The organism is Bartonella sp. AP19HLJMH (genome assembly GCF_042196245.1).
Lineage (GTDB): Bacteria > Pseudomonadota > Alphaproteobacteria > Rhizobiales > Rhizobiaceae > Bartonella.
Window position 1 is genome coordinate 121932 of record NZ_JBHIPX010000003.1, and the last position, 21020, is coordinate 142951.

General features: G+C 37.2%; 22 protein-coding genes and 2 pseudogenes. 17 read left to right on the forward strand and 7 right to left on the reverse strand.

What is annotated here, in order from left to right; translation table 11 throughout:
- The 6 genes and pseudogenes from ACFINR_RS03035 to ACFINR_RS03060 form a co-directional block, all read right to left on the reverse strand.
- The gene (locus ACFINR_RS03035) at positions 1–1227 is read right to left on the reverse strand and encodes an efflux RND transporter periplasmic adaptor subunit (protein ID WP_375652469.1); all 1227 of its coding nucleotides are present in this window, start codon (positions 1225–1227) and stop codon (positions 1–3) included.
- Positions 1224–2705 (reverse strand): efflux transporter outer membrane subunit, encoded by a 1482-nt coding sequence (locus ACFINR_RS03040; protein ID WP_375613163.1) that lies wholly within the window; start codon positions 2703–2705, stop codon positions 1224–1226. Before ACFINR_RS03040 ends, ACFINR_RS03035 begins: the two co-directional genes overlap by 4 nt.
- A 61-nt stretch (positions 2706–2766) precedes the next feature.
- Positions 2767–3582 carry an exodeoxyribonuclease III gene (locus ACFINR_RS03045; protein WP_375611707.1) on the reverse strand — a complete coding sequence of 272 codons (816 nt, stop codon included), beginning with the start codon at positions 3580–3582 and terminating at the stop codon, positions 2767–2769.
- Positions 3583–3615: 33 nt separating this feature from the next.
- Positions 3616–4224, reverse strand: coding sequence for an outer membrane lipoprotein carrier protein LolA (locus ACFINR_RS03050; RefSeq protein ID WP_375652470.1), 609 nt, complete (start codon positions 4222–4224; stop codon positions 3616–3618).
- Positions 4225–4345: 121 nt separating this feature from the next.
- Positions 4346–4602: pseudogene (locus ACFINR_RS03055) on the reverse strand (DNA translocase FtsK); the annotation flags it as partial.
- Between the two features lie 723 nt (positions 4603–5325).
- Positions 5326–7767, reverse strand: a complete 2442-nt coding sequence (locus ACFINR_RS03060) for a DNA translocase FtsK 4TM domain-containing protein (RefSeq protein WP_375649746.1) — start codon at positions 7765–7767, stop codon at positions 5326–5328.
- A gap of 743 nt (positions 7768–8510) precedes the next feature.
- On the opposite strand from ACFINR_RS03060, the gene ACFINR_RS03065 reads away from it, so the two are divergent.
- Positions 8511–9788: a ubiquinone biosynthesis hydroxylase gene (locus ACFINR_RS03065; RefSeq protein WP_375652471.1), complete on the forward strand. Its 1278-nt coding sequence runs from the start codon at positions 8511–8513 to the stop codon at positions 9786–9788.
- A gap of 1580 nt (positions 9789–11368) precedes the next feature.
- On the opposite strand, the gene ACFINR_RS03070 is transcribed toward ACFINR_RS03065, so the two are convergent.
- Positions 11369–11656: an H-NS family nucleoid-associated regulatory protein gene (locus tag ACFINR_RS03070; RefSeq protein WP_015857007.1), complete on the reverse strand. Its 288-nt coding sequence runs from the start codon at positions 11654–11656 to the stop codon at positions 11369–11371.
- A 128-nt stretch (positions 11657–11784) separates the two neighbouring features.
- Here ACFINR_RS03070 and ACFINR_RS03075 point away from each other — a divergent pair, with 128 nt between their 5' ends.
- The 16 genes and pseudogenes from ACFINR_RS03075 to ACFINR_RS03150 form a co-directional block, all read left to right on the forward strand.
- Positions 11785–12399, forward strand: coding sequence for a hypothetical protein (locus ACFINR_RS03075; RefSeq protein WP_375652472.1), 615 nt, complete (start codon positions 11785–11787; stop codon positions 12397–12399).
- Positions 12399–13028, forward strand: coding sequence for a TrwN protein (locus ACFINR_RS03080; RefSeq protein ID WP_375652473.1), 630 nt, complete (start codon positions 12399–12401; stop codon positions 13026–13028). The genes ACFINR_RS03075 and ACFINR_RS03080 overlap by 1 nt, the downstream gene beginning before the upstream one ends.
- Positions 13029–13145: 117 nt before the next feature.
- Entirely contained in the window at positions 13146–13445 is a 300-nt protein-coding gene (gene korA / locus ACFINR_RS03085; RefSeq protein ID WP_015857010.1) for a KorA family transcriptional regulator, read from the forward strand.
- The gene (gene trwL, locus ACFINR_RS03090) at positions 13408–13725 is read left to right on the forward strand and encodes a VirB2 family type IV secretion system major pilin TrwL (RefSeq protein WP_375652474.1); all 318 of its coding nucleotides are present in this window, start codon (positions 13408–13410) and stop codon (positions 13723–13725) included. Before korA ends, trwL (ACFINR_RS03090) begins: the two co-directional genes overlap by 38 nt.
- A gap of 146 nt (positions 13726–13871) precedes the next feature.
- Complete coding sequence (gene trwL / locus ACFINR_RS03095) at positions 13872–14192, forward strand: VirB2 family type IV secretion system major pilin TrwL (RefSeq protein WP_375652475.1); 321 nt, start codon at positions 13872–13874, stop codon at positions 14190–14192.
- A 133-nt stretch (positions 14193–14325) separates the two neighbouring features.
- Positions 14326–14643, forward strand: a complete 318-nt coding sequence (gene trwL, locus ACFINR_RS03100; RefSeq protein WP_375652476.1) for a VirB2 family type IV secretion system major pilin TrwL — start codon at positions 14326–14328, stop codon at positions 14641–14643.
- Positions 14644–14719: 76 nt separating this feature from the next.
- Positions 14720–15040, forward strand: coding sequence for a VirB2 family type IV secretion system major pilin TrwL (gene trwL, locus ACFINR_RS03105; RefSeq protein WP_375652477.1), 321 nt, complete (start codon positions 14720–14722; stop codon positions 15038–15040).
- 122 nt (positions 15041–15162) lie between these two features.
- Positions 15163–15480, forward strand: a complete 318-nt coding sequence (trwL, locus tag ACFINR_RS03110; protein ID WP_375610330.1) for a VirB2 family type IV secretion system major pilin TrwL — start codon at positions 15163–15165, stop codon at positions 15478–15480.
- 57 nt (positions 15481–15537) lie between these two features.
- Positions 15538–15861: a VirB2 family type IV secretion system major pilin TrwL gene (gene trwL, locus ACFINR_RS03115; RefSeq protein ID WP_375652478.1), complete on the forward strand. Its 324-nt coding sequence runs from the start codon at positions 15538–15540 to the stop codon at positions 15859–15861.
- A gap of 114 nt (positions 15862–15975) precedes the next feature.
- Positions 15976–16290 carry a VirB2 family type IV secretion system major pilin TrwL gene (gene trwL / locus ACFINR_RS03120; protein ID WP_375652479.1) on the forward strand — a complete coding sequence of 105 codons (315 nt, stop codon included), beginning with the start codon at positions 15976–15978 and terminating at the stop codon, positions 16288–16290.
- Positions 16291–16417: 127 nt separating this feature from the next.
- Complete coding sequence (trwL, locus tag ACFINR_RS03125; protein WP_375652480.1) at positions 16418–16738, forward strand: VirB2 family type IV secretion system major pilin TrwL; 321 nt, start codon at positions 16418–16420, stop codon at positions 16736–16738.
- 125 nt (positions 16739–16863) lie between these two features.
- Positions 16864–17172, forward strand: coding sequence for a conjugal transfer protein (locus ACFINR_RS03130; protein ID WP_375613867.1), 309 nt, complete (start codon positions 16864–16866; stop codon positions 17170–17172).
- Positions 17173–17184: 12 nt separating this feature from the next.
- On the forward strand, positions 17185–17493 hold the full coding sequence (locus ACFINR_RS03135) for a type IV secretion system protein VirB3 (RefSeq protein WP_375652481.1): 309 nt from the start codon (positions 17185–17187) through the stop codon (positions 17491–17493).
- Positions 17494–17495: 2 nt separating this feature from the next.
- On the forward strand, positions 17496–19967 hold the full coding sequence (locus ACFINR_RS03140; RefSeq protein ID WP_375652482.1) for a VirB4 family type IV secretion/conjugal transfer ATPase: 2472 nt from the start codon (positions 17496–17498) through the stop codon (positions 19965–19967).
- A complete protein-coding gene (locus ACFINR_RS03145; RefSeq protein ID WP_375652483.1) occupies positions 19964–20731 on the forward strand; it encodes a type IV secretion system protein in 768 nt (255 codons plus the stop codon). Before ACFINR_RS03140 ends, ACFINR_RS03145 begins: the two co-directional genes overlap by 4 nt.
- Before the next feature lie 191 nt (positions 20732–20922).
- Positions 20923–21020: pseudogene (locus ACFINR_RS03150) on the forward strand (trwi protein); the annotation flags it as partial.

A 21020-nucleotide genomic window follows, 5' to 3' on the forward strand; every position in this document is an offset into this window, starting at 1 on the left:
TTAACTCTCGTCTTCGCTATGCATGTGAGAAGACTCTGGCATCACTCCATCAGACGAACTGGTGACGACGACATCACCCTCGTTAAGTCCTGAAATAATCTCTGCCATAACCTTATTATTCAACCCAACGCTCACCTGTTTAGTAACCACCTTATTTTCCCCCACCAAAACAGAAACCCATGCTTTACGCTCTCTTGTCTCATCGCGTAAAGCATCACTTGGAACCAACAAGACATTCTGCGCGCGCCCTAAGATAATATGAACTTGAGCAGTCATATAGGTTCGCAAAAAATTGTCCGCATTATCAACATGTAGAATTCCATTGTAATAGATAGCCGATGATATTAAAGCACTAGAACCACTCACCATACCAGGATTAATACTCACATCAGCACGAATTGCTTCAGGAGCCGGCTCTACTTTTTCTAAAACGCCTTCATAACGACGCTGTGAATTACCTAGAACTGTAAAATAAAGTGGTTGTCCAGCTCGGACTTTAAGAACATCTGCTTCTGAGATTTGCGCCTTGATCGTCATCTTTGATAAATCACCCAAAATAACAATCGTTGGCGCCGACTGAACCGCATTCACATTCTGCCCTTCTTCCACAACTGTTGCCAAAACCGTTCCCGCTGAAGGGGCAGTGATGCGTGTATAACCTAAATTAACCTCTGCACTCTCCACATCAATTTGTGCTTGCACAATCTGCTGACGAAGTTGTTCAATTTGCGCCTCGCGTATTTTCACCTGTGTCGTAGCCTCATCGAGGTTCGCACGTGAAACCGCACGTGTTTCAATCATTTTTTTCTGACGCTCTAAATTTTTCTGTGCAAGAGAAAGATAGGCTTCTTGTTCTACCAAACTCGCATAATAATGCGATAATGCTGCTTTTTTTCTTTTTAAATCATTTTCCTGATCTGTAGGATCAATTTCTGCCAAGAGATCGCCTTCTTTCACAACACTCCCAGGGGAAACATGCATTGACACCACACGCCCTGTTGCTCGCGCACCAACAGCCACCAACCGGTAAGGACGTACAAGACCAGAAGCTAAAACACTTTCCTCAATATCCCCACGTTTCACCACCGCTGTTATATAAGTTGGAGCAGATGTTCCAAAAAAAACAGAACGTAACCATAACAACAAGAGAATGAGAAATATAGCAGTTAAAAAGAAGGAAAGTTTTTTGTGTTTTGTAATGAAATTTTTGAGTAAGTTTTTTTTCATTTCCCTACCTTTGCACGCGAACGAGGTGCATTATCAACGACTTCTGGACGCGATACATCAACAACGCCATCCCAGCCCCCCCCCAATGCTTTCATCAACGTGATATATTGCGTAACCAAAGAAACACGGCTATCTTTAAGCGCCATTTGTGCAGAATAATAAGAGCGATCAGCATTTAACAATTCAAGAAAACTGGTATTTCCATTCTCAAAAAGGTTCCGTGAAAGTTTTAAGGAATGAAGAGAAGCTTTATTCGCAACGATTAGCTTTTCTAAGCGTTGATGCTCCTTCGTTAATCTTACAAGCGCATTTTCTACATCTTCTAAAGCTTCCAACACAGCAGCTCGATAAGTAATAAAAGCTTGATCACGCTGCGCGCGCGCTACCGCAATAGAAGCCTCGACCTGACCTCCATTAAAAAGAGGAAAACGAAGACCAGGTCCAAAAGACCAGCCAATCGTTGAATTTTTCCATAATTGATCAATTGCCGTTGCTGCTGTCGAAATATTGCCTGTTAAAGTAAGTGATGGATAACGATCTGCTTCACGTTGACCAATCCGTGCTGTCGCTTGCGCATATTGACGCTCTGCCCGTCGTAAATCTGGACGTGTTAACAAAATATCGGCTGGAATTCCTGCTGGTATCGGCCAGCGTGGTTGTGGAATCTTTGCATGCTTAGCATTTTTTTGTAAAAGATCCTTCAATGCCGTAGGCACACGACCAGTTAAGACAGAAAGGCGATGAACGCTCATTGCTAAATTCGCTTCCATCTGTGATATATCTGCTTCTGTATTTGCCATTTGTGCTTGCGCATTTGAAACATCAAGCTCAGAAACATCACCAGCTGTTAATCTAGCGCGCATCAGTTCATAAGTTTTACGTTGTGATACAGCAATTTGCCGCACAATAAACAACTTTTGTTGCCAACCACGCATTTGCACATAATTTGTTGCCACATCTCCTAGTAATGTCACCATGGTAGCGCGCATATCTTCCACAGCCGCATCAAGGCCATAACGCGCCGCTTCAACCGCACGTTTATGCCCACCAAAAAAATCAAGCTCCCAGCTTGCATCAAAACCACTACTATACTGGTTGAACAATGCATCAGACTGTCCAGAACGACTACGGGTTCCTGAAATTGAATTGGACACATTTGGCAAAAGAGTTCCCACAACCTGTCCTAAACCCGCACGCGCCTCACGTACCCGAGCTTTGGCAACAGCAACATTATTATTTCCAGAAATCGCGTAATCCATTAACGCATCTAGAACAGGATCATTCAAATGCCGCCACCATCCGGCAAGCGCAACGGGCTGCCCAGCAGTCTGTGCAGATTTTTCTCCCCAAACTGCTGGAACACGAAAAGATGTTTTCTGGTAATTAGGACCAACCATACATCCTGACAAAAGCAAACACAACAAGACACTAAAAAATAATCCACGAGAAGCGCCCCATTTGAGATTTCTGATATACATCCAGTCTCCCGCATTCTTTCAGAATCATTATTTAATATTAATACTTTATTTACCTCTTATTTCAAACTTGACGTGAAAAATCAAATACAGTTTGCACAGGAATATGATCTGAAGGACGTTCCCATCCGCGCGCATCACGAAAAATCGAAAGATCTACAACAAAAGGGGCTAAATCTTGAGAAGACCAAACATGGTCAAGCCGCCGCCCATAATCGGTAAATGCCCAATCGCGAGCACGATAACTCCACCATGTGTAAAGCTTGGTAGGAACAGGAATATGCAACCGCATCAGATCAACCCATCCACCTTGACAACACAAATCCTGTAAACGCTCGGTTTCAATGGGAGTATGGCTTACAACCTTCAACAATTGCTGATGAGACCAAACATCCTCTGCCAAAGGAGCAATATTTAAATCTCCCACCAAAAGAGAAGAAAGACCATCGCCTTGATCCGCACGAATGGAGGACATTTCTTCTAAAAAATCAAGCTTATGACGAAACTTTTCATTCACATCAGCATCAGGGATATCTCCCCCAGCAGGAACATAAAAATTATGAATCCGCAAGCTTCTCCCATGGGCTTCCACAATAACTGAGATATAACGGCAATCTTGGTTTTGGCAAAAAAAACGCTTTTCTACCTTTTTAAAAGGCAAACGAGAAACAATAGCCACCCCGTTATAAGATTTTTGTCCACTCAATGCGATATGCTTATAACCCGCTGCTTCAAAAGCCTCCACTGGAAATAAAGCATCTGGACATTTTGTTTCCTGTAGACACAAAACATCTGCGGAAAAGAGTTCCAAATACTGAAAAACCTGTGCAAGACGCAAACGAATAGAATTAATATTCCAAGTCGCAATACGAAAGAACATTTGTTTTAATCCCAATGACGTAACACTCTTTCTTCATTTCTTCGAAGGAAGCGTGAACATCCCATTAGCGAACCGGACGTCTGTCCGCACATTCATAATCTGCACAGTAGTTTCCAAATTTTGTTGGTCAACAATTGTCCACTGTCGCAAAGCAGAGCCTTTAGAATCAAAAACCATCCTTATTTGCCCTGCCCCAATCGTTTTATCACGCAGAACAATCGTTACAGCCCCTGGATCTTCGCGAAATGCGAACAAGCGCCCAGAAGATACATCAATTTTATCATCCAACAAAAACTTCATTGGCGTTTGCGAAAGTTGTGAAAAGTTCCAAGTATTCAAAGCCCGATTGTTAATACCCACAAATTGGCCATCTGAAATAATCTGTAAAGGCATTTTTTTGTAAATGAAACGAATTTTCCCTGGGCGCTCTAAATAAAATGTCCCCTGAGACATTTTTCCCTTTGGACTAAACTGAATAAAATCACCTGTCATTGTTTTGATTGCCGCAAAGTGATTCACAACATTTTGCGCCTTTATCACTTTATTAGATGCTTGCGAAAAAACAGGAAAAGTTAAACACCAAAAGATAATAATTCCCACCAACCCAAAGATTCTTCTTTGCGGTAAAAAAGACGTTTTCATAAAAAATGCTCCCAAGCAATACTTAATTGACTTTATAATTCATAACTTAAGTGATCAACGACGAATAAATACCCTTCTTTATAAGATAAAGATATTGTTTGAAAAAAATATCAAAAGATTTTTAAAAGTATTCTTCTTCGACAGTCTCCAAAATTTTTCGCTTACCCATATCATTAGCTGGACTAATGATGCCTTCTTCTTCTATCCTTTCGATCAATGTGGCGGCACAGTTATAACCAATGCCTAAACGACATTGAATATAAGAAGTTGAAGCCTTACGATCACGAAGCATAATAGCAACAGCTTGACAATAGGAATCATCTGCTAAAGAAACATCCCTCTATTTCTTGCGATCTCTTTCGGTATCGTTTCCAAATAACCAGTCTGCGTTTATGTTTCCGAAATCATCAAATTTTCCTGCTTATCTGCTGATTTTCTAAACGCATAATATATTCTTTCCCACCCCTAATCTATGAAGCAACATAAATTATAGTCAATACATAATGGATTAAGGACTAAACATATTACTCGCGAACATGAAAGCTCTTTTAAGTATCAAAAATGCTTTTTTGACTTCCTTCCCACCCAAAAGAATAAAAATCTTCATCCGAACCACTCTGTAAACAGTTTGGAGTTTAGCAAATTTCACTTAGCTTCCCACCCCATATAATTCATTTATATTAAGACTCGACAGATCAGCCTTGCCCTAAATATTTAGAGCGCACTTAAAAAGACACTTAAATACCAAACCTTACATGCTTTTACCCCCCTCTACACTCGCAATGACATTATTTTATACCAAGATATTGATTTATAATAATTTATCTTTTTAACTTAAATCATAACGCCAAAGACAATAAGATTCTCTCATCACATACTCTCTCATATTGAATCAATTCAAATCATTTGCTTGCACGTTACAAGCAAGGTTGGTGTATGGATAAAAGTTATATAAGATAAAGAATCCCCTTATAAGGAGTCTCAAGTACCAAGGAGCTATCGCAAATTGAGAGCTGGTATATGAAAATGCAGAATTTCTACGATACAATAGGATAAACACTTGTTTTACAAGGTATTATAAAAAACAACTATAAAGATTTTTCAAAAGCGCTCTTCTTCAGCAGGCACTAAAATTTCTCGTTTCCCTGCGTGATTTGCTGGACTAATAATACCTTCTTCTTCCATCCTCTCAATCAATGTCGCAGCGCGGTTATAACCAATGCCTAAACGGCGTTGAATATAAGAGGTCGAAGCCTTACGATCACGAAGCACAATAGCAACAGCTTGACTATAGGGATCATCTTCTGAAGGAGAAGACAAAGAAACATCAGCACCATCCTCTTCAACTTCTTGCGTAATTGTTTCTAAATAATCCGGTCGTGCTTGCGCTTTGAGATGCGCAACAACCTGCTCCACTTCATCATCCGCAACAAAAGGCCCATGCACACGCTGAATACGTCCTCCTCCCATCATAAAGAGCATATCTCCTTGTCCCAATAATTGCTCGGCCCCCTGTTCGCCTAAAATTGTTCGGCTATCAATTTTTGAACTCACAGAAAAAGAAATACGTGTAGGAAAATTGGCTTTGATCGTCCCAGTAATAACATCGACAGAAGGACGCTGTGTCGCCATAATTACATGGATACCGGCAGCACGTGCCATTTGTGCTAAACGTTGAACCGCTCCTTCAATATCTTTACCAGCAACCATCATCAAATCAGCCATTTCATCAATAATGACAACAATATAGGGCATAGGACTAAAATCAAGTGTTTCCGTTTCATAAAGAGGCTCACCAGTCTCGCGATCAAATCCAACTTGAATTGTCCGCACCATTGTCTCTCCCTGACTTGCAGCTTCCCTAAGACGTGCATTAAACCCATCAATATTACGAACACCTAGTTTTGACATTTTACTATAGCGTTCTTCCATTTCACGAACAGCCCACTTTAAAGCAATCACGGCTTTTTTAGGATCTGTCACCACGGGTGTTAATAAATGGGGAATGCCATCATAAACCGAAAGCTCAAGCATTTTCGGGTCCACCATAATGAGACGACATTGTTCAGGTGTCATACGATAAAGCAATGATAAAATCATTGTATTGATAGCAACAGACTTTCCCGATCCTGTTGTACCAGCAACCAAAAGATGGGGCATTTTTGCTAAATCTGCAACAACAGCTTCCCCCCCGATTGTCTTACCCAAAGCAAGTCCTAGCTTGGCTTTGCTGTCAATAAATTCTTGCGCCTGCAACATTTCTCGTAAATAAACCATCTCACGCTTTGCATTGGGCAATTCTATTCCAATAACATTACGTCCTGGAACCACCGCAACACGCGCCGAAATCGCACGCATCGAGCGTGCAATATCATCTGCCAAACCAATGATACGGGAAGACTTAATGCCTGCTGCCGGTTCAAATTCATACAAAGTTACCACCGGTCCAGGACAAGCATCTATAATTTTTCCTTTGACCCCAAAATCTAACAAAACCCCTTCAAGCTCCTGAGAATTTGCTCTTAAAACAGCAGGAGAAAGTTTTGCATCCTTAACAGACGGTGGTGGAACCGAAAGATAATCTACAAGAGGAAGAACAAAACCACCCTTTGAAGAAGCTGTTAAAGACTTTCGATTTTTAACAGGAGAAACATAGGCTTTATTTTGATTTTCCTCACACTTTACTTTTTCACCTAAAAAAGTTGGCTCAATCCGATCAAATGGCTTTCCTTGCCCTTTACTCTGAAAACGCCTTTTGAAACAGAATAAACGAAAAAAACGCGCTTGTAAAAAATAAAAAAGATGCAAAAGAGCGCCACAAGTTGTCGCAAAAAAACCATGATTTTCACGATCCTCCTCTGCGGCATATTCCGTATCTTCTTCCAACTCAAAGACTGGATTAACGATTTCGTCTTTTGGAATGCTTTTTTCTTTTCTTTTCTTTGTTCGACGCCGCCATATCACATTACCAGCAAAAGCAGCGGTGAAAAAACCTAAAAGAATAAAAACAACACTGAAAAACACCGTGTAAGGAGGAGAAAGAAAAAGAGGAAAGACTGAAGAAGCAACACTTAAAACTTTATCTCCTAAAACCCCTCCCAATCCCATTGGCAATGGCCAATAAGTAAAAGAAGCAACAGGTGACATAAGGGCAAAAGCAATTAAAAAACAAATCGTTGATAGCACCCATAAAAAAAAGCGCAAAGTCAAATTGTAGATATTCTTTTGCGCCAACAAGAGAAAAGACCAAAATAACGGTGGCAACAAAACAGAAAGACTTGCCAAGCCAAAAAACTGCATAATAAAATCTGAAAAAATTGCCCCCATCCACCCCATAAGGTTTGTAACCTCATTTGTACTTGCATGGGTTAAAGATGGATCCGCAACATTCCACGTCGCCAAAGCAAACACACAAAAAATAATAAAGCCCAAAAGCCCGAGCCCAATAAATACTCCTATCTGACGTAAAAACATCTCAATAAGACGCGAACCTTGAGAATTTCGCACTTCTAATGAATCATAAGGAGAAGAACTTCGGTGCATCTATCAATTCCAAATACAAAACTTTCATATTTTAAAGAGTTATAACTCCCTCTCTCTCTAAAAAAAGCATGAAGCTTAAACTCTGTGCCGATTTGTAAACAAATAGCCTGTAAACAATCCGACTTCTTATCTAGCGCGTTCTACCTTCTAACCACTTCATATCATTCATATACCACCACCCTAAGAGACAATCCTTCATAAGGCGCACAAAAAGCTCTCCCTGAATATTTATCAAACGATCAACCAAAAAACACCTCATGTGTAAAGTGTTACATGGGTGCTATAGGCACCTTCCTAAACAAATAATATTTTTTACGCTACATCATGATAACGGCAAAATATGAATACTGTTTTAACCATCACGAATGACCACAATTTTTTATCTATTTTTATCTATCATACTAACGAAATGTCCCCCTTCAGGACAAGCATACTGAAGTAACTCACACAACTTAAAAAATACACGACCATCTTTGTTTATTTTTAGTTTTCTTTTTTATCAACCAAGTGTAAAAAGAATTGAAGAAGATATTTAAAAAAGCTTATCCGATAAATCTGTAAGATGAATCACATAAATGATTAAGCAGAAAAACTCTGAAAAACCAATCTGTCATCAGATTGGTGCTAAAAAGAAACCTCGTTTTTGTAAAGCAGAGAGAAAAGTAAAAGTTAAGATATTTTAGGCAATATAAAAAGATATTCTTTTTAAAAGAAAGCAAACTATAAACAATGGAAGAAGTATTGTGTGTTCTAATCGCAATAAAGACGTAAAACCCAATAAAAAAATTAAATCTCATAAAACTAAACAATGTGATCTGCTCATTGCAGGGGGGGCAGCTGTCGGTTTAACCCTAGCGATAGCACTCAAGCAAACAGCCCCTAATCTGAAAATAAAAATCGTTGATGCTGCTCCACAAGGAGATCCCGCTGCTTCTAACATACGAACCATTGCCCTTGCTGCTGCTTCTATTCGTATGTTAAAACAATTACAATGTTGGGAATCTATAAAACTCTATGCGCAACCCATTCATTCAATGATCATCACAGATACAAGCACAAATGATCCTGTCAAACCCACTCTTTTAACCTTTGAAGGCGACATTAATCCCGGCGAGCCCTTTGCTGCTATGGTAGAGCATAGAGAACTCATTAACACTTTAAAAAAACGTGTCAAAGGTCTCAATATCCCTGTTATTACAAACACCCGTGTCATTGATTTTCATCAAGAAGATCAACATACAACCGTCACTTTAAATAATGAAGAGGTTTGGCAAACAAAATTGCTTATTGCAGCTGACGGAGCCCATTCGAAATTACGCCAAAAAGCTGGTCTGAAAAATTTTTCTCATCCCTATAAACAAACAGCAATCATCTGCACAGTTGAACATGAAAAACCCCATAATGGTCAAGCAATTCAACATTTTTTACCTGCCGGTCCTTTTGCTCTTCTCCCTCTCAAAGGCAACCGATCCGCCATTGTGTGGAATGAAGATCATAAAACTGCGCAATATTATCTCAAAGCTGATACACTTATTTTTGAAACAGAACTCGAAAGACGCATTGGCCATCGATTAGGCAAACTCTCTTGGGATGGCGAACGTCAAGCTTTTCCTTTGAGTCTTTCTTTAACACGTCAATGCGTTAAACCACGTTTTGCTCTCGTTGGCGATGCCGCCCATACCATCCACCCCATTGCAGGACAAGGACTCAATTTAGGATTACGCGATAGCGCTGCGCTGGCTGAAGTGATTATTGAAACAGCACGACTAGGTCTTGACATTGGCTCCCTCACGGCTTTAGAGCGCTATCAAAGCTGGAGACGTTTTGAAATTGTCCGTATGGCTTTAAGCAATGATTGGCTTAATAAACTCTTTTCTAATGATAGCCTTCTTTTACGGATGCTCCGCGATACCGGCCTTGGAATCATTAATCAAGCACCAAAAATAAAAAAATACTTCATTCAAGAAGCTGCCGGACTCTCTCCAAATGCCCCACGTCTTCTACGCGGCTTCCCACTTTAAGCAAAAATTCATACTATTTCACTTTTTTTACAACCTTTGCCTTCCTCCTTCAAAGAACAAAAAATTCCTATCTCATCCAATCTGTTTACAAACCGGATTCCTGTCGAGTAATTTTTTCTTGACTTCCTCCTCCCATATTTCACTTAACATTAAACTCGACAAGCAAGCTACATTCTAAGAATATTCACCATACACTGAAAAAACGTTTAATATCTCAGAGAGGTTGTTGCTTTATATCACCACACCTTAAAAGAAGCCATTTCACGGCATAATAAAATAAACAAGACTTTTTAGCACACAACACTTTTATTTATAATAATAAGTTCATTGTTCTCATATTGAGTGAGAAATCTAAAGATCATAAAATACCCTTATTTCAAATCTCTCTCATGTTGAAGCAATCAAAATCATTCGCTTGCACATCACAAGCGAAAGTGTCGTATAAATAAAACAATTAAACAAAGCGACAAAAGCCTCCCTCTCTCAAGAACTAAGGACTTTAGCAATATTGGAGGCGAGTAAAGTGTATAAGGACGCCGGCTTATACTTTTTATTGAAGTAAAAATGGTGGTGTACAATGAATTTTATATGATCATAGGGGCTTTTACGTTATACTATTCATGAGAAGCGCCATAAAATAAGCTTAGTTGCATTGAAAAATTTTCTTTTAAAAAAGCGCGTAAATTGGAAACATAAATGTATTCCGTTTGGGGCATTCTGCTTCTCAGACAAACTCTTTAACTTATTGTGGAATACCACACGACTTTAGAAAAAATATTCCAATATATAACAAAGTATTCCGTACTCTATACCATCACACACAATTGTAAACCTGCATACCCCCTATTTCACACCATAAAAGAAGATAAACCGCAATAGAAATGATCCAATCCTTTTATTTTCAAATACACTCTTTATTCATTATTCATAAACGCTCATAAATGAATTTTAATCACAAACGCTCAGAAATATGTCATAAATTCTATAAAACCCATAACAGCCATAGAAATTTTCCATTTTTCTACATACTCACTCATCTCAACTAAACGAACGATAAATAAAGTAAATGCCTCATATATAATCTCACAGAAAAAAGACCAAACAAAATCTATAACATCAGGCTTGTTCTACAGAACAGTATTTCAAAAATATAAGTATGCTAATTTATTAACATATTAATTGATAAAATTATCATTTTACATATTGAGTTAAAATCCCTATGCAATAAATTATTCTCATTTCGACCATTTTTGTAAATAATCAATAAAACTATTTATTTACATAGACTAAAAAGAGCAACGTTAATGAAACGATAAAAAGAAGTAAAATATCCCCCCTCTCTCACATGCCAAAAGCAATTACAATATTCCAATCTGGCATCATCATTATGCTTGCCAGATTATGACAACAAGACCTTTTGCATTTAAATAAATTGTTCACGCTCCCTATCATTGTATTTGGTAACTCAATACTTTAATATATTCGTTCAGTATGTTTATACAATTAAATTACCCAAAAGAGCATACTTCTTGCATTTACATTCCTTGGTATTCCCTTATCTTGTAAAGATCGCACACGTGTTACGTTACTTCGAGTTCATCAAGTGTATACCCATTCTCCAACCACTCTTTAATCCACTTAGGTCTACGTCCACGCCCATTCCATAATTCCCATTGGTTATTGGGATTTCTATAATGGCGCTCTTTGCTCACAAGATCAGCGATATCAATTCCATGGGCATTAGCAATTTCAAGAATTTTTCGTCGCGCATTTTGCTTTTCCTTTGCTTGCCGTTTTTTTAATTCCACATCGATTTGTGTACGCATCTCTTGTAGTTCATCAAAATTCATATTTTTGAGATCATTCACCTTAATTACTCCCCTTGCAAAAAAGAATCTTTTCTTGCCATATTTTAAACACAATTATAGACAATTTCTGTCTATTTATTATCGAAATTAAAATTACGATACATATATCACTTTGACGGAGATGTGCTTTGGACCACAAAGAGCTGTTTATTGGTATATCAATTACCACCACTGCATCTTTTTTCAGTTCAATTGCTGGAACTACTAAATGCAGTGCTCAAACACCATCACACCTCTCTGACTCTCATGAATCAGTAGTCAAAAGTAAATATAAATCGTCACTCTATAAATTATGGCAATACGCAACAAAGAACAAGCCCTCTCTGTATAATGATAGTGTAGTTCATTATAACAGTAAAACCTCCCCTTACACACAACGGCTTTTTACTTCGTATAAATTTTTTTTGAAAAAATTTTTGCAACTAGAGAATTATATAAAACAAGCAGCTTCAATACAGTATCAAAGATTATTATTTTTTAAAAGCAGCGCCTTTTTTCGTGATTCCAATAATATTGGTTGGCGTAATATGCTCTATTTTATTCAACACTTTTATCTTGTTGGTTGGATATTTGCATATATTAGAAATCTTCTTAGAAGAGAACAAAGCAATAATCACAAGGAATATTCTAAGCTAAACAATCTCATTCTGCAAATTTATAAAATCAAAAGACAACGAGAAAAAGCACAACACAGAATTAGCATTTGTATTAATAAAATTCTTCATAATAAGGTGTATTGCTAATGATTGTTCCAGATTTCACATTTTTTGCTGCTGCATACATATCCAATACGCCCCCCATGATATTTTCAGTTGTTGCCGAACAAGAAACGCGGGACAATGTCTATGTAACAGATGATAAAGATAACTTGTTCTATCAATCATCTCAGCTTAAGGAAACAATCGCAACAGCTGAACAGAATGAACATAATTTTAACATAATTTTAGGGCAAATTGATGTTGGAAATATGAAATTGTTTTCTCTTTTTGATGCGTTTGATTTTTGCGGAAATATTACAGCTGTACAAAGCGCTTTAACTTACTGCTATCAACAAACAACATCAAAGTGCATCTTTGAAAAAGCGACTTTGCAGTCTATGCTGAATTTTTACAATACAGAAAACTCAAGCCACACCCGTATGCAAAAAGTTACTTCATATGTTGGAGTAAAAGCTGCTGTACGAGGAAATGAAGGCTTGCAGGAGCCTATAAAGCTTAAAAAAGAAGAACCAGAACAGACAACTAAAGTAGATTCTCTTCCTCTCTCTTCAAAAGGAGAGGAAGATGCATTTACACATAAAGAAAGTAGCGCCCACGATGCTTTTTCAGCTGAAGATTTTTCTTCATCGAGAAGATCGCTGAGTGATGACTGATATTTTCACGAAACTCCAGAAATTTGATAGGATATTATAATGAAAGGTAGATAAGAAAATGTTAAAGCTCTAATTAGTAAGATTGAACAAAATCTCTTCTAATTGAGGGCAAAGATAATGAAAATGATAGAACAAAACAGCGTTGATATAGCATTTAGTCAAAAAGCAGCACGTGAGATTACAGTCGTGATGCTTTCAGAAAGGGAATGGTATTTCACGTTTATTTCCGATGATCCAATCACCGGAAAGCCAAATAAATATACATTACTTACACAAAGAGGAAAACTAAGAACTTGGGCTGATCCAAAATATCTCTTTAAATTTCTTCATGAAAGAGGGGTCATTTGTGGGAGTTTTAATCTTAATCAGGATAAAGAACATGAAACAATTAAATATTCTTCACACAACAGCTCGTAATAAAATTGCTGCATTTTCTGCAGCTTTAACTGTATTTTTTATGACCGCTCCTGTATCCGCCCAAGCAGCGGGTTTAGAGCCTGCAAAAAAAGCTTTAGGACTGCTTCAAACAGATTTAAAAACGATTATCCCTATCGCTGCTGCCGTAATACTTTTGTGCTTAGCAATTGGTTATGCAGGGCGCTATATCGGAAAAGACACATTTGTACGGTGGGCAATCGGTGTTGTTATCGCTGGTTCAGCAACTGAACTTGCTAGTTTATTATTTAAACCCAACTAATAAATCTTTTGAAACATGAAATGCTTCTTTCATGAAAAAAGAATTTTAGACTTTAATACTTTTATTCCACATCAATTCAATGAAATTATCCCTTATTTCATGGAAAAACTACTTGCGCCAAATACAATTTGATAAGGTTGAACAATATGAAAAAATTAATCAATTTTCAATTGAATGATAATAATAAAATTACCGCAACCTCTGCAGTTTTAACTGTATTTTTTATGAACAATCCCGTATGGGCTCAAGCAGCAAAAGGTTTGAAAAACGCAGATACAGCTTTAAACGCGCTCCAAAAAGACTTGAAAGAAATTATTCCTATTGCTGCAGCCGTGATACTTCTGTGCTTAGCGATTGCTTATGCAGGGCGCTATATCGGAAGAGATACATTCGTACGATGGGCAATTGGTGTCGTTATCGCTGGTTCAGCAACTGAACTTGCTAATTTGTTATTTAAAACCCCCTGATAAATCTTATTAAACACTAAGTGTATCTATTATAAAAAACTTAGATTTCTGTATTTTTATTTAGTGAAATAACAAACTATATCAAAAAAAGAGATTATTTATACCAACTGTAATCTAAATTGGAATAAGCAATATGAAACAATTAAAAACTCTTCAAACAATAATTTGGAATAAAGCTACTAAAACCTCTGCAGCTTTAACTGTATTTTTTATGGCCAATCCTGTGTTAGCCCAAGCAGTAGTTTTAGATCCTGCCAACAAAGCTTTAACTGCTCTCCAAACAGACTTGAAAGCGATTATCCCTCTTGCTGCTGCCGTGATACTTTTGTGCTTAGCAATTGCTTATGCAGGACGCTACATCGGAAAAGATACATTCGTACGATGGGCAATCGGTGTTGTTATCGCTGGTTCAGCAACCCAACTTGCAAATATGTTATTCAAAGGCGCGTAATGAGAATGAATATTAAAGTCATTCAGTATAAAATATCTTTTTATTCTAAAGAGAAATCTAAATTGAGACAAACAATATGAGACAACCAAATCCCCTTCAAACAATAGTTAGAAATAGAAATATTAAAATTTCTGCAACTTTAATTATATTTTTTATGAGCAATTCTGTATATGCTCAAGTAAAATTAACAAATGCAAAAACTGCTTTGGAGGCTTTACAGAACGACCTCATTGGAAACATTATCCCTATTGCTGCTGCTGTTATACTTTTATGCTTAGCCATTCTCTATGCAGGGCGCTACATCGAAAAGGATACATTTATACGATGGGCAATCGGTGTTATCATTGCTGGATCAGCAACCCAACTTGCTAAAATGCTATTTACAGGTGTTGTGTGAATAAGTATAATACAAAATGTTTTTAAGATAAAATTGTATCTAATAATTATTAATATGGCAAAATTCTATTCCATTTATGATAGAAATACAAAGCATTCATGAAACTTTAATAAGAGTAAAATATGCAAAAACTAATCAACCTTCAATCAAAAAATAACAACAGAATCATTGTAATTTCTGCGACTATAGCTGCGTTTTTTATAACGTATCCCGCATATGCAGAAATAAAGAATGCTAAAGACGCTTTAACAGCTCTACAAACAGACCTTATTACCAATATTATTCCTGTTGCTGCTGCCGTTATACTTTTATGCTTAGCAATTGGTTACGCAGGACGTTACATTGAAAGAGATACATTTATACGATGGGCAATCGGTGTTATCATCGCTGGATCAGCAACCCAACTTGCGAAGCTGTTATTCACAGGTACAGTTAGTTAAAACTAAAGATAGTAACTATGATACAAAATGTTATCTATAACCTTCAATGAGAGAAATATGCGAAAATTAATTAGCTTCCAATCAAAGAACAATAACAAAATCATCACACTTTCTGCAGCTATAACTATATTTTTTATGATACATCCCGTATGGGCCCAAGCAAACGGTTTAGCTCCTGCAAAAAAAGCTTTAGAAGAACTCCAAAAAGATCTTAATACTAATATTATTCCTGTCGCTGCTGCTGTTATACTTTTATGCTTAGCAATTGGTTATGCTGGACGCTACATCGGAAAAGATACATTTATACGATGGGCAATCGGCGTTGTCGTCGCTGGCTCAGCAACCCAACTTGCGAGCCTGTTATTCAAGGGGCAAGTGTGAGTCTTTATAATACATAATGTTTCTAATGTGAGAGTTTATGTTTGATAAATTTAAACATATTATGTGATATTTCGTTTATATTAAGAATATACAAAGTATTGATAAGAGTAAAATATGAAAAAATTAATTAATCTCAAATTAAAAAATAATAACAAAATTATCGTAATTTCTGCAGCTCTAAGTGCCTTTTTTATAACGAATCCCGTATATGCAAATGTAAAATTAGATCCTGCACAAAAGGCGTTAAATGCACTCCAAAATGACTTAAAAACGATTATCCCTCTCGCCGCTGCTGTTATACTTTTGTGTTTAGCAATTGCCTATGCAGGGCGCTACATTGGAAAAGATACGTTTGTACGGTGGGCGATCGGCGTTGTCATCGCTGGCTCAGCAACACAGCTTTCTACACTGTTATTTACAGGTAACTAATGAACTGATATAATACATAATGTTTTTAAATTAAGAGTTTATATTTGCTAATTGTAACATATAAAGATAGTAATTTGTTTATGTTAAAAAATATAAAATATTCATGAAAATTTAATGAAAGCAAAATATGCGAAAATTAATTAATGTCCAAACACAAAATAACAACAGAATCATAGTAATTTCTACAGCTATAATTGCATTTTTTATAACACAGTCTACATATGCAAATGCAAAATTAGCTCCTGCTGAAAAAGCTCTAGATGCTCTAAAAAAAGATCTTATTGATCACATTATTCCTGTTGCTGCTGCCGTGATACTTTTGTGCTTAGCAATTGGTTACGCAGGCCGCTATATAGGAAAAGATACATTTGTACGGTGGGCAATCGGCGTTGTCATTGCTGGCTCGGCAACCCAACTTGCTAAACTGCTATTTACAGGTCAAGCATAAATTAGTATAATACGTAATGTTTTTAATGTTCGTTGATTATAGATTTGTACCAGTAATAATATCGCTCATACTACGAAAAAAGGAATATTATTTATAGCAACTTTAATTAAAAGGGGATAAAAGATATGAAACAATTAAATACGCTTCAATCAAAAATATGTAAGATTAGTGCTATTTTTATAACTTTGATTATGTTATTAATAACTCAATCTGCATATGCTCAGACGGAAACAAAGAGTTTAGATGTTTTCATAGGGATGCAATATGGATTAAGTATAATTATTCCTATCGTTGCTGCTATCATTCTTTTATTACTTTTGCTTATTTATATATTTCGCATTATCGCAAGAGCTACATTTATGCGATGGGCATTCAGTGTCATTATTGCTGGTGCAGCTTTTTATATTAGCCACATATTATTTCACCTCCAGTGACGAGAACATTCCATGAAATCGCAAGAAAAAAAAGAATTCCCCCTATTCAAGGGAGCAACACGTGTTCCAACGATATGGGGTGTCCCCATGATGCCATTTATCGTTATGGTTATGGGGGTTGCTGTTATTGCTATGACAATAAGTATCTTTTTGTGGATTATAGCACCTCCATTATGGTTTATTATGGTGCAAATTACTAAAAACGATGATAAGGCGTTTCGTATCTGGTGGTTATGGATCGATACTAAATTTCGCAATCGCAACAAAGGTTTTTGGGGCGCATCAAGTTATAGTCCCTCTGATTATAGTAAAAGGAGATAAACATGACAGCTGTTGAAAGCAGCAAACGCCTTGCATCAGAGACACCTGTAAGCCTGTTTCTGCCTTATTCACATCATATTACAGATACGATTATTTCTACTAAAAATGCGGAATATTTGTCAATTTGGAAAATTGATGGGCGTTCGCATCAAAGCGCTTCAGAAGAAGATATTTTTCAATGGATAAAAGAGCTTAACAATACTCTACGGGGTCTTGCATCAGCCAATTTATCATTTTGGACGCATATTGTGCGCCGCCGTGTTTATGAATATCCTGATTCAACATTTGATCAAATGTTTTGCTATCAACTTGATGAAAAATATCGACAAAGCTTTACTGGTTATAATTTGATGGTCAATGATTTATATCTGACTGTCATTTTTCAACCGATAGCGGATAAAATTATGTCATTCTTTTCTAAACATGAACGTGAAACGTTTGATCAAAAAAAGATGCGACAAGACACATGTATCAAAGAACTCAATGACATCAATCGTACTTTAGGCCAATCTTTAAACCGTTACGGTGCAGAACTTCTTGGTGCTTATGAAAAAAATGGGCATGCTTATTCTTCTGTACTTGAATTCCTTGGAATGCTTGTCAATGGTGAATATCGCCCTATGCCAATTTGCCATGACCGTTTTGCTGACTATATGTCTGTCAATCGACCTTTTTTCTCAAAATGGGGCGCTCTTGGTGAACTGCGAACAACCAGTGGAATGCGTCGATTTGGAATGCTTGAAATTAAAGAATATGATGCAACAACCAAACCAGGACAATTAAATGTTTTGTTGGAAAGTGACTTCGAGTTCGTATTGACGCAGAGCTTTTCAGTGCTCTCCCGACATGCTGCTAAAGACTATTTACAACGGCATCAGCGTAATCTTATTGATGCACGAGATGTGGCAACGAGCCAAATTGAACAAATTGACGAAGCACTAAACCAGCTTATCAGTGGGCATTTTGTCATGGGAGAACATCACTGCACATTGACGATCTATGGTGATACAATTCAACAAGTTCGCGACCATATGGCCAAAGCAAGTGCAGCATTACTAGACGTTGCGGTACTGCCCAAACCTGTAGACTTAGCGATAGAGGCTGGCTATTGGGCACAACTTCCTGGCAATTGGAAATGGAGACCACGTCCTGCTCCGATTACATCATTGAACTTTTTGTCATTTTCATCTTTTCATAATTTTATGTCAGGAAAACCCACTGGCAACCCATGGGGACCAGCCGTCACAATTCTTAAAACAACCAGTAAAACACCGCTTTATTTCAACTTTCATGCCTCCAAACTTGAAGAGGACTCGACAGATAAACGTTTACTTGGTAATACCGCACTTATCGGACAATCTGGTTCCGGTAAAACCGTGTTACTCGGCTTTTTGTTAGCACAAGCACAAAAATTTAAGCCGACAACTGTTGTTTTTGATAAAGATCGTGGCATGGAAATTGCCATTCGCGCGATGGGTGGAAAATATTTAACATTCAAGCCAGGCAGAAAAAGTGGTTTCAATCCTTTCCAACTCCCACCCACACAAGAAAATCTTATTTTTCTGAAACAATTTGTTAAAAAATTGGCAGAAGCTGGTGGTGAAGTCACGCATCACGACGAAGAAGAAATTAACAAAGCAGTTATGTCTGTTATGAGTGCGAACATTGACCGATCACTCCGTCGTTTGTCCTTTCTAGTACAATTTTTACCAAATCCACGTTTAAGTGATTATAATGCTCACCCATCTGTTCATGCTCGCTTACTAAAATGGTGTGAAGGTGGTGATTATGGGTGGTTGTTTGATAATCCCCATGATGCTCTTGATCTCTCAACACATCAAATTTACGGCTTTGATATCACGGAATTCTTAGATAATTTTGAAACTCGCACTCCAGTGATGATGTATTTGCTTTACCGCACAGAAGGCATGATTAGCGGACAGCGGTTTATGTATATCTTTGACGAGTTTTGGAAGCCTTTGCAAGATCCGTACTTTGAAGATTTAGCCAAAAATAAACAAAAGACCATCCGTAAACAAAATGGTATTTTTGTTTATGCAACACAAGAGCCTAGCGATGCCTTGGAAAGTAATATTGCCAAAACACTCATTCAACAGTGTGCAACTTACATTTTTCTAGCCAATCCCAAAGCAAATTATGAAGATTATACAAAAGGCTTTAAACTAACAGATGCCGAATTTGAACTCGTTAAAGGACTTGGTGAGTTTAGTCGCCAATTCCTCATTAAGCAGGGTGATCAATCTGCGCTTGCAGAACTGAATCTTGGTAAATTCCATCTGACACGCGATGGAAAAACCATCGAACACGACTTTAGTGACGAGCTCTTAGTGTTATCAGGAACGCCTGATAACGCAGAGTTAGCCGAAAGCATTATCGCAGAAGTTGGTGATGATCCGGCAATATGGTTACCAATTTTCTTACAGCACGCAAAAAATGACAGGAGGGAAACATGAAAAAAAAGGTCATTTCAATAGTAGTTGTAATAACTTTAGGGATTTCAAACCCAGCGATGGCTTGGGTTTGGGGCGCTGGGGCGGCGGATTTATCGGCATCCGTTCCAACGAAGTGGCCCAATTTTTTTGGAAGTTCATCTTCAAATACATCAAAGTCTAAAAAAACTCCACAGCAAAAGAAAGCGCCACCTGATGCCCAACTTCTCGATATGCTAAAAAAACACCTTGAGGAAGTAAAAAAGATACACGAATCTATAACGGGAAGCCAAAAATTCGATACTAAAAAACTTAAAAATGTACAAACAGATCACAGTAGCTTTTTTCTCAAAAATCCAGAGAATCTCTACAATAGAAATAAAACTTCTGCTCTATCTACATCACTTGAAAATATTTTAAAAGAAGAAGAAATTCCTGTCACTATCCATGAATCTAGCAGTTTTATCAACAAGCGTATCCAATATGCAGCCATCACTGATAAAGCCGTAAGTTTAAAAACTTTTCAAGAAGCAAACAATCGTTTTCAGCAAATTGAAGAACTATTAAACGAGATCACGACAACAAAAGATCTAAAAAGTATTGCCGAGTTACAAGCACATATAATTGGAATGCTTGCTATGCTACAAAATGAAACAGCAAAACTACAAATGGTTACACATTTACGCAATGCTGAACATACACTTATCAAACAACAGAAAGATAAACATAACATAAAAATTTTGAATAGTAAAAACACGAACATGCCTACCATAAGATTCATTAGGTAAAGCTTTTTGTAGCAATATTTTGTATATTATTTTTCCTGTATGCTCGTAAAAAGAAAAAGTTAATGCGTAATACTCAATTCTCTCTCATAGATCGAAAAGGTCTACGAAGTTTCATTTTATCCTTAAAAAAATTCAACGAAAAATGCTTAAAAAGCATATAAAAAATTGAAAATTCGTTAAAGAGAAATTCCATGAATTTTACAGTGTTCACGCAACTTTTCAGTAAAATTGATCAGATAACAAAAACATATGTCACGGATGTTTCCTCAAAAGCAATTGTTACAATTAC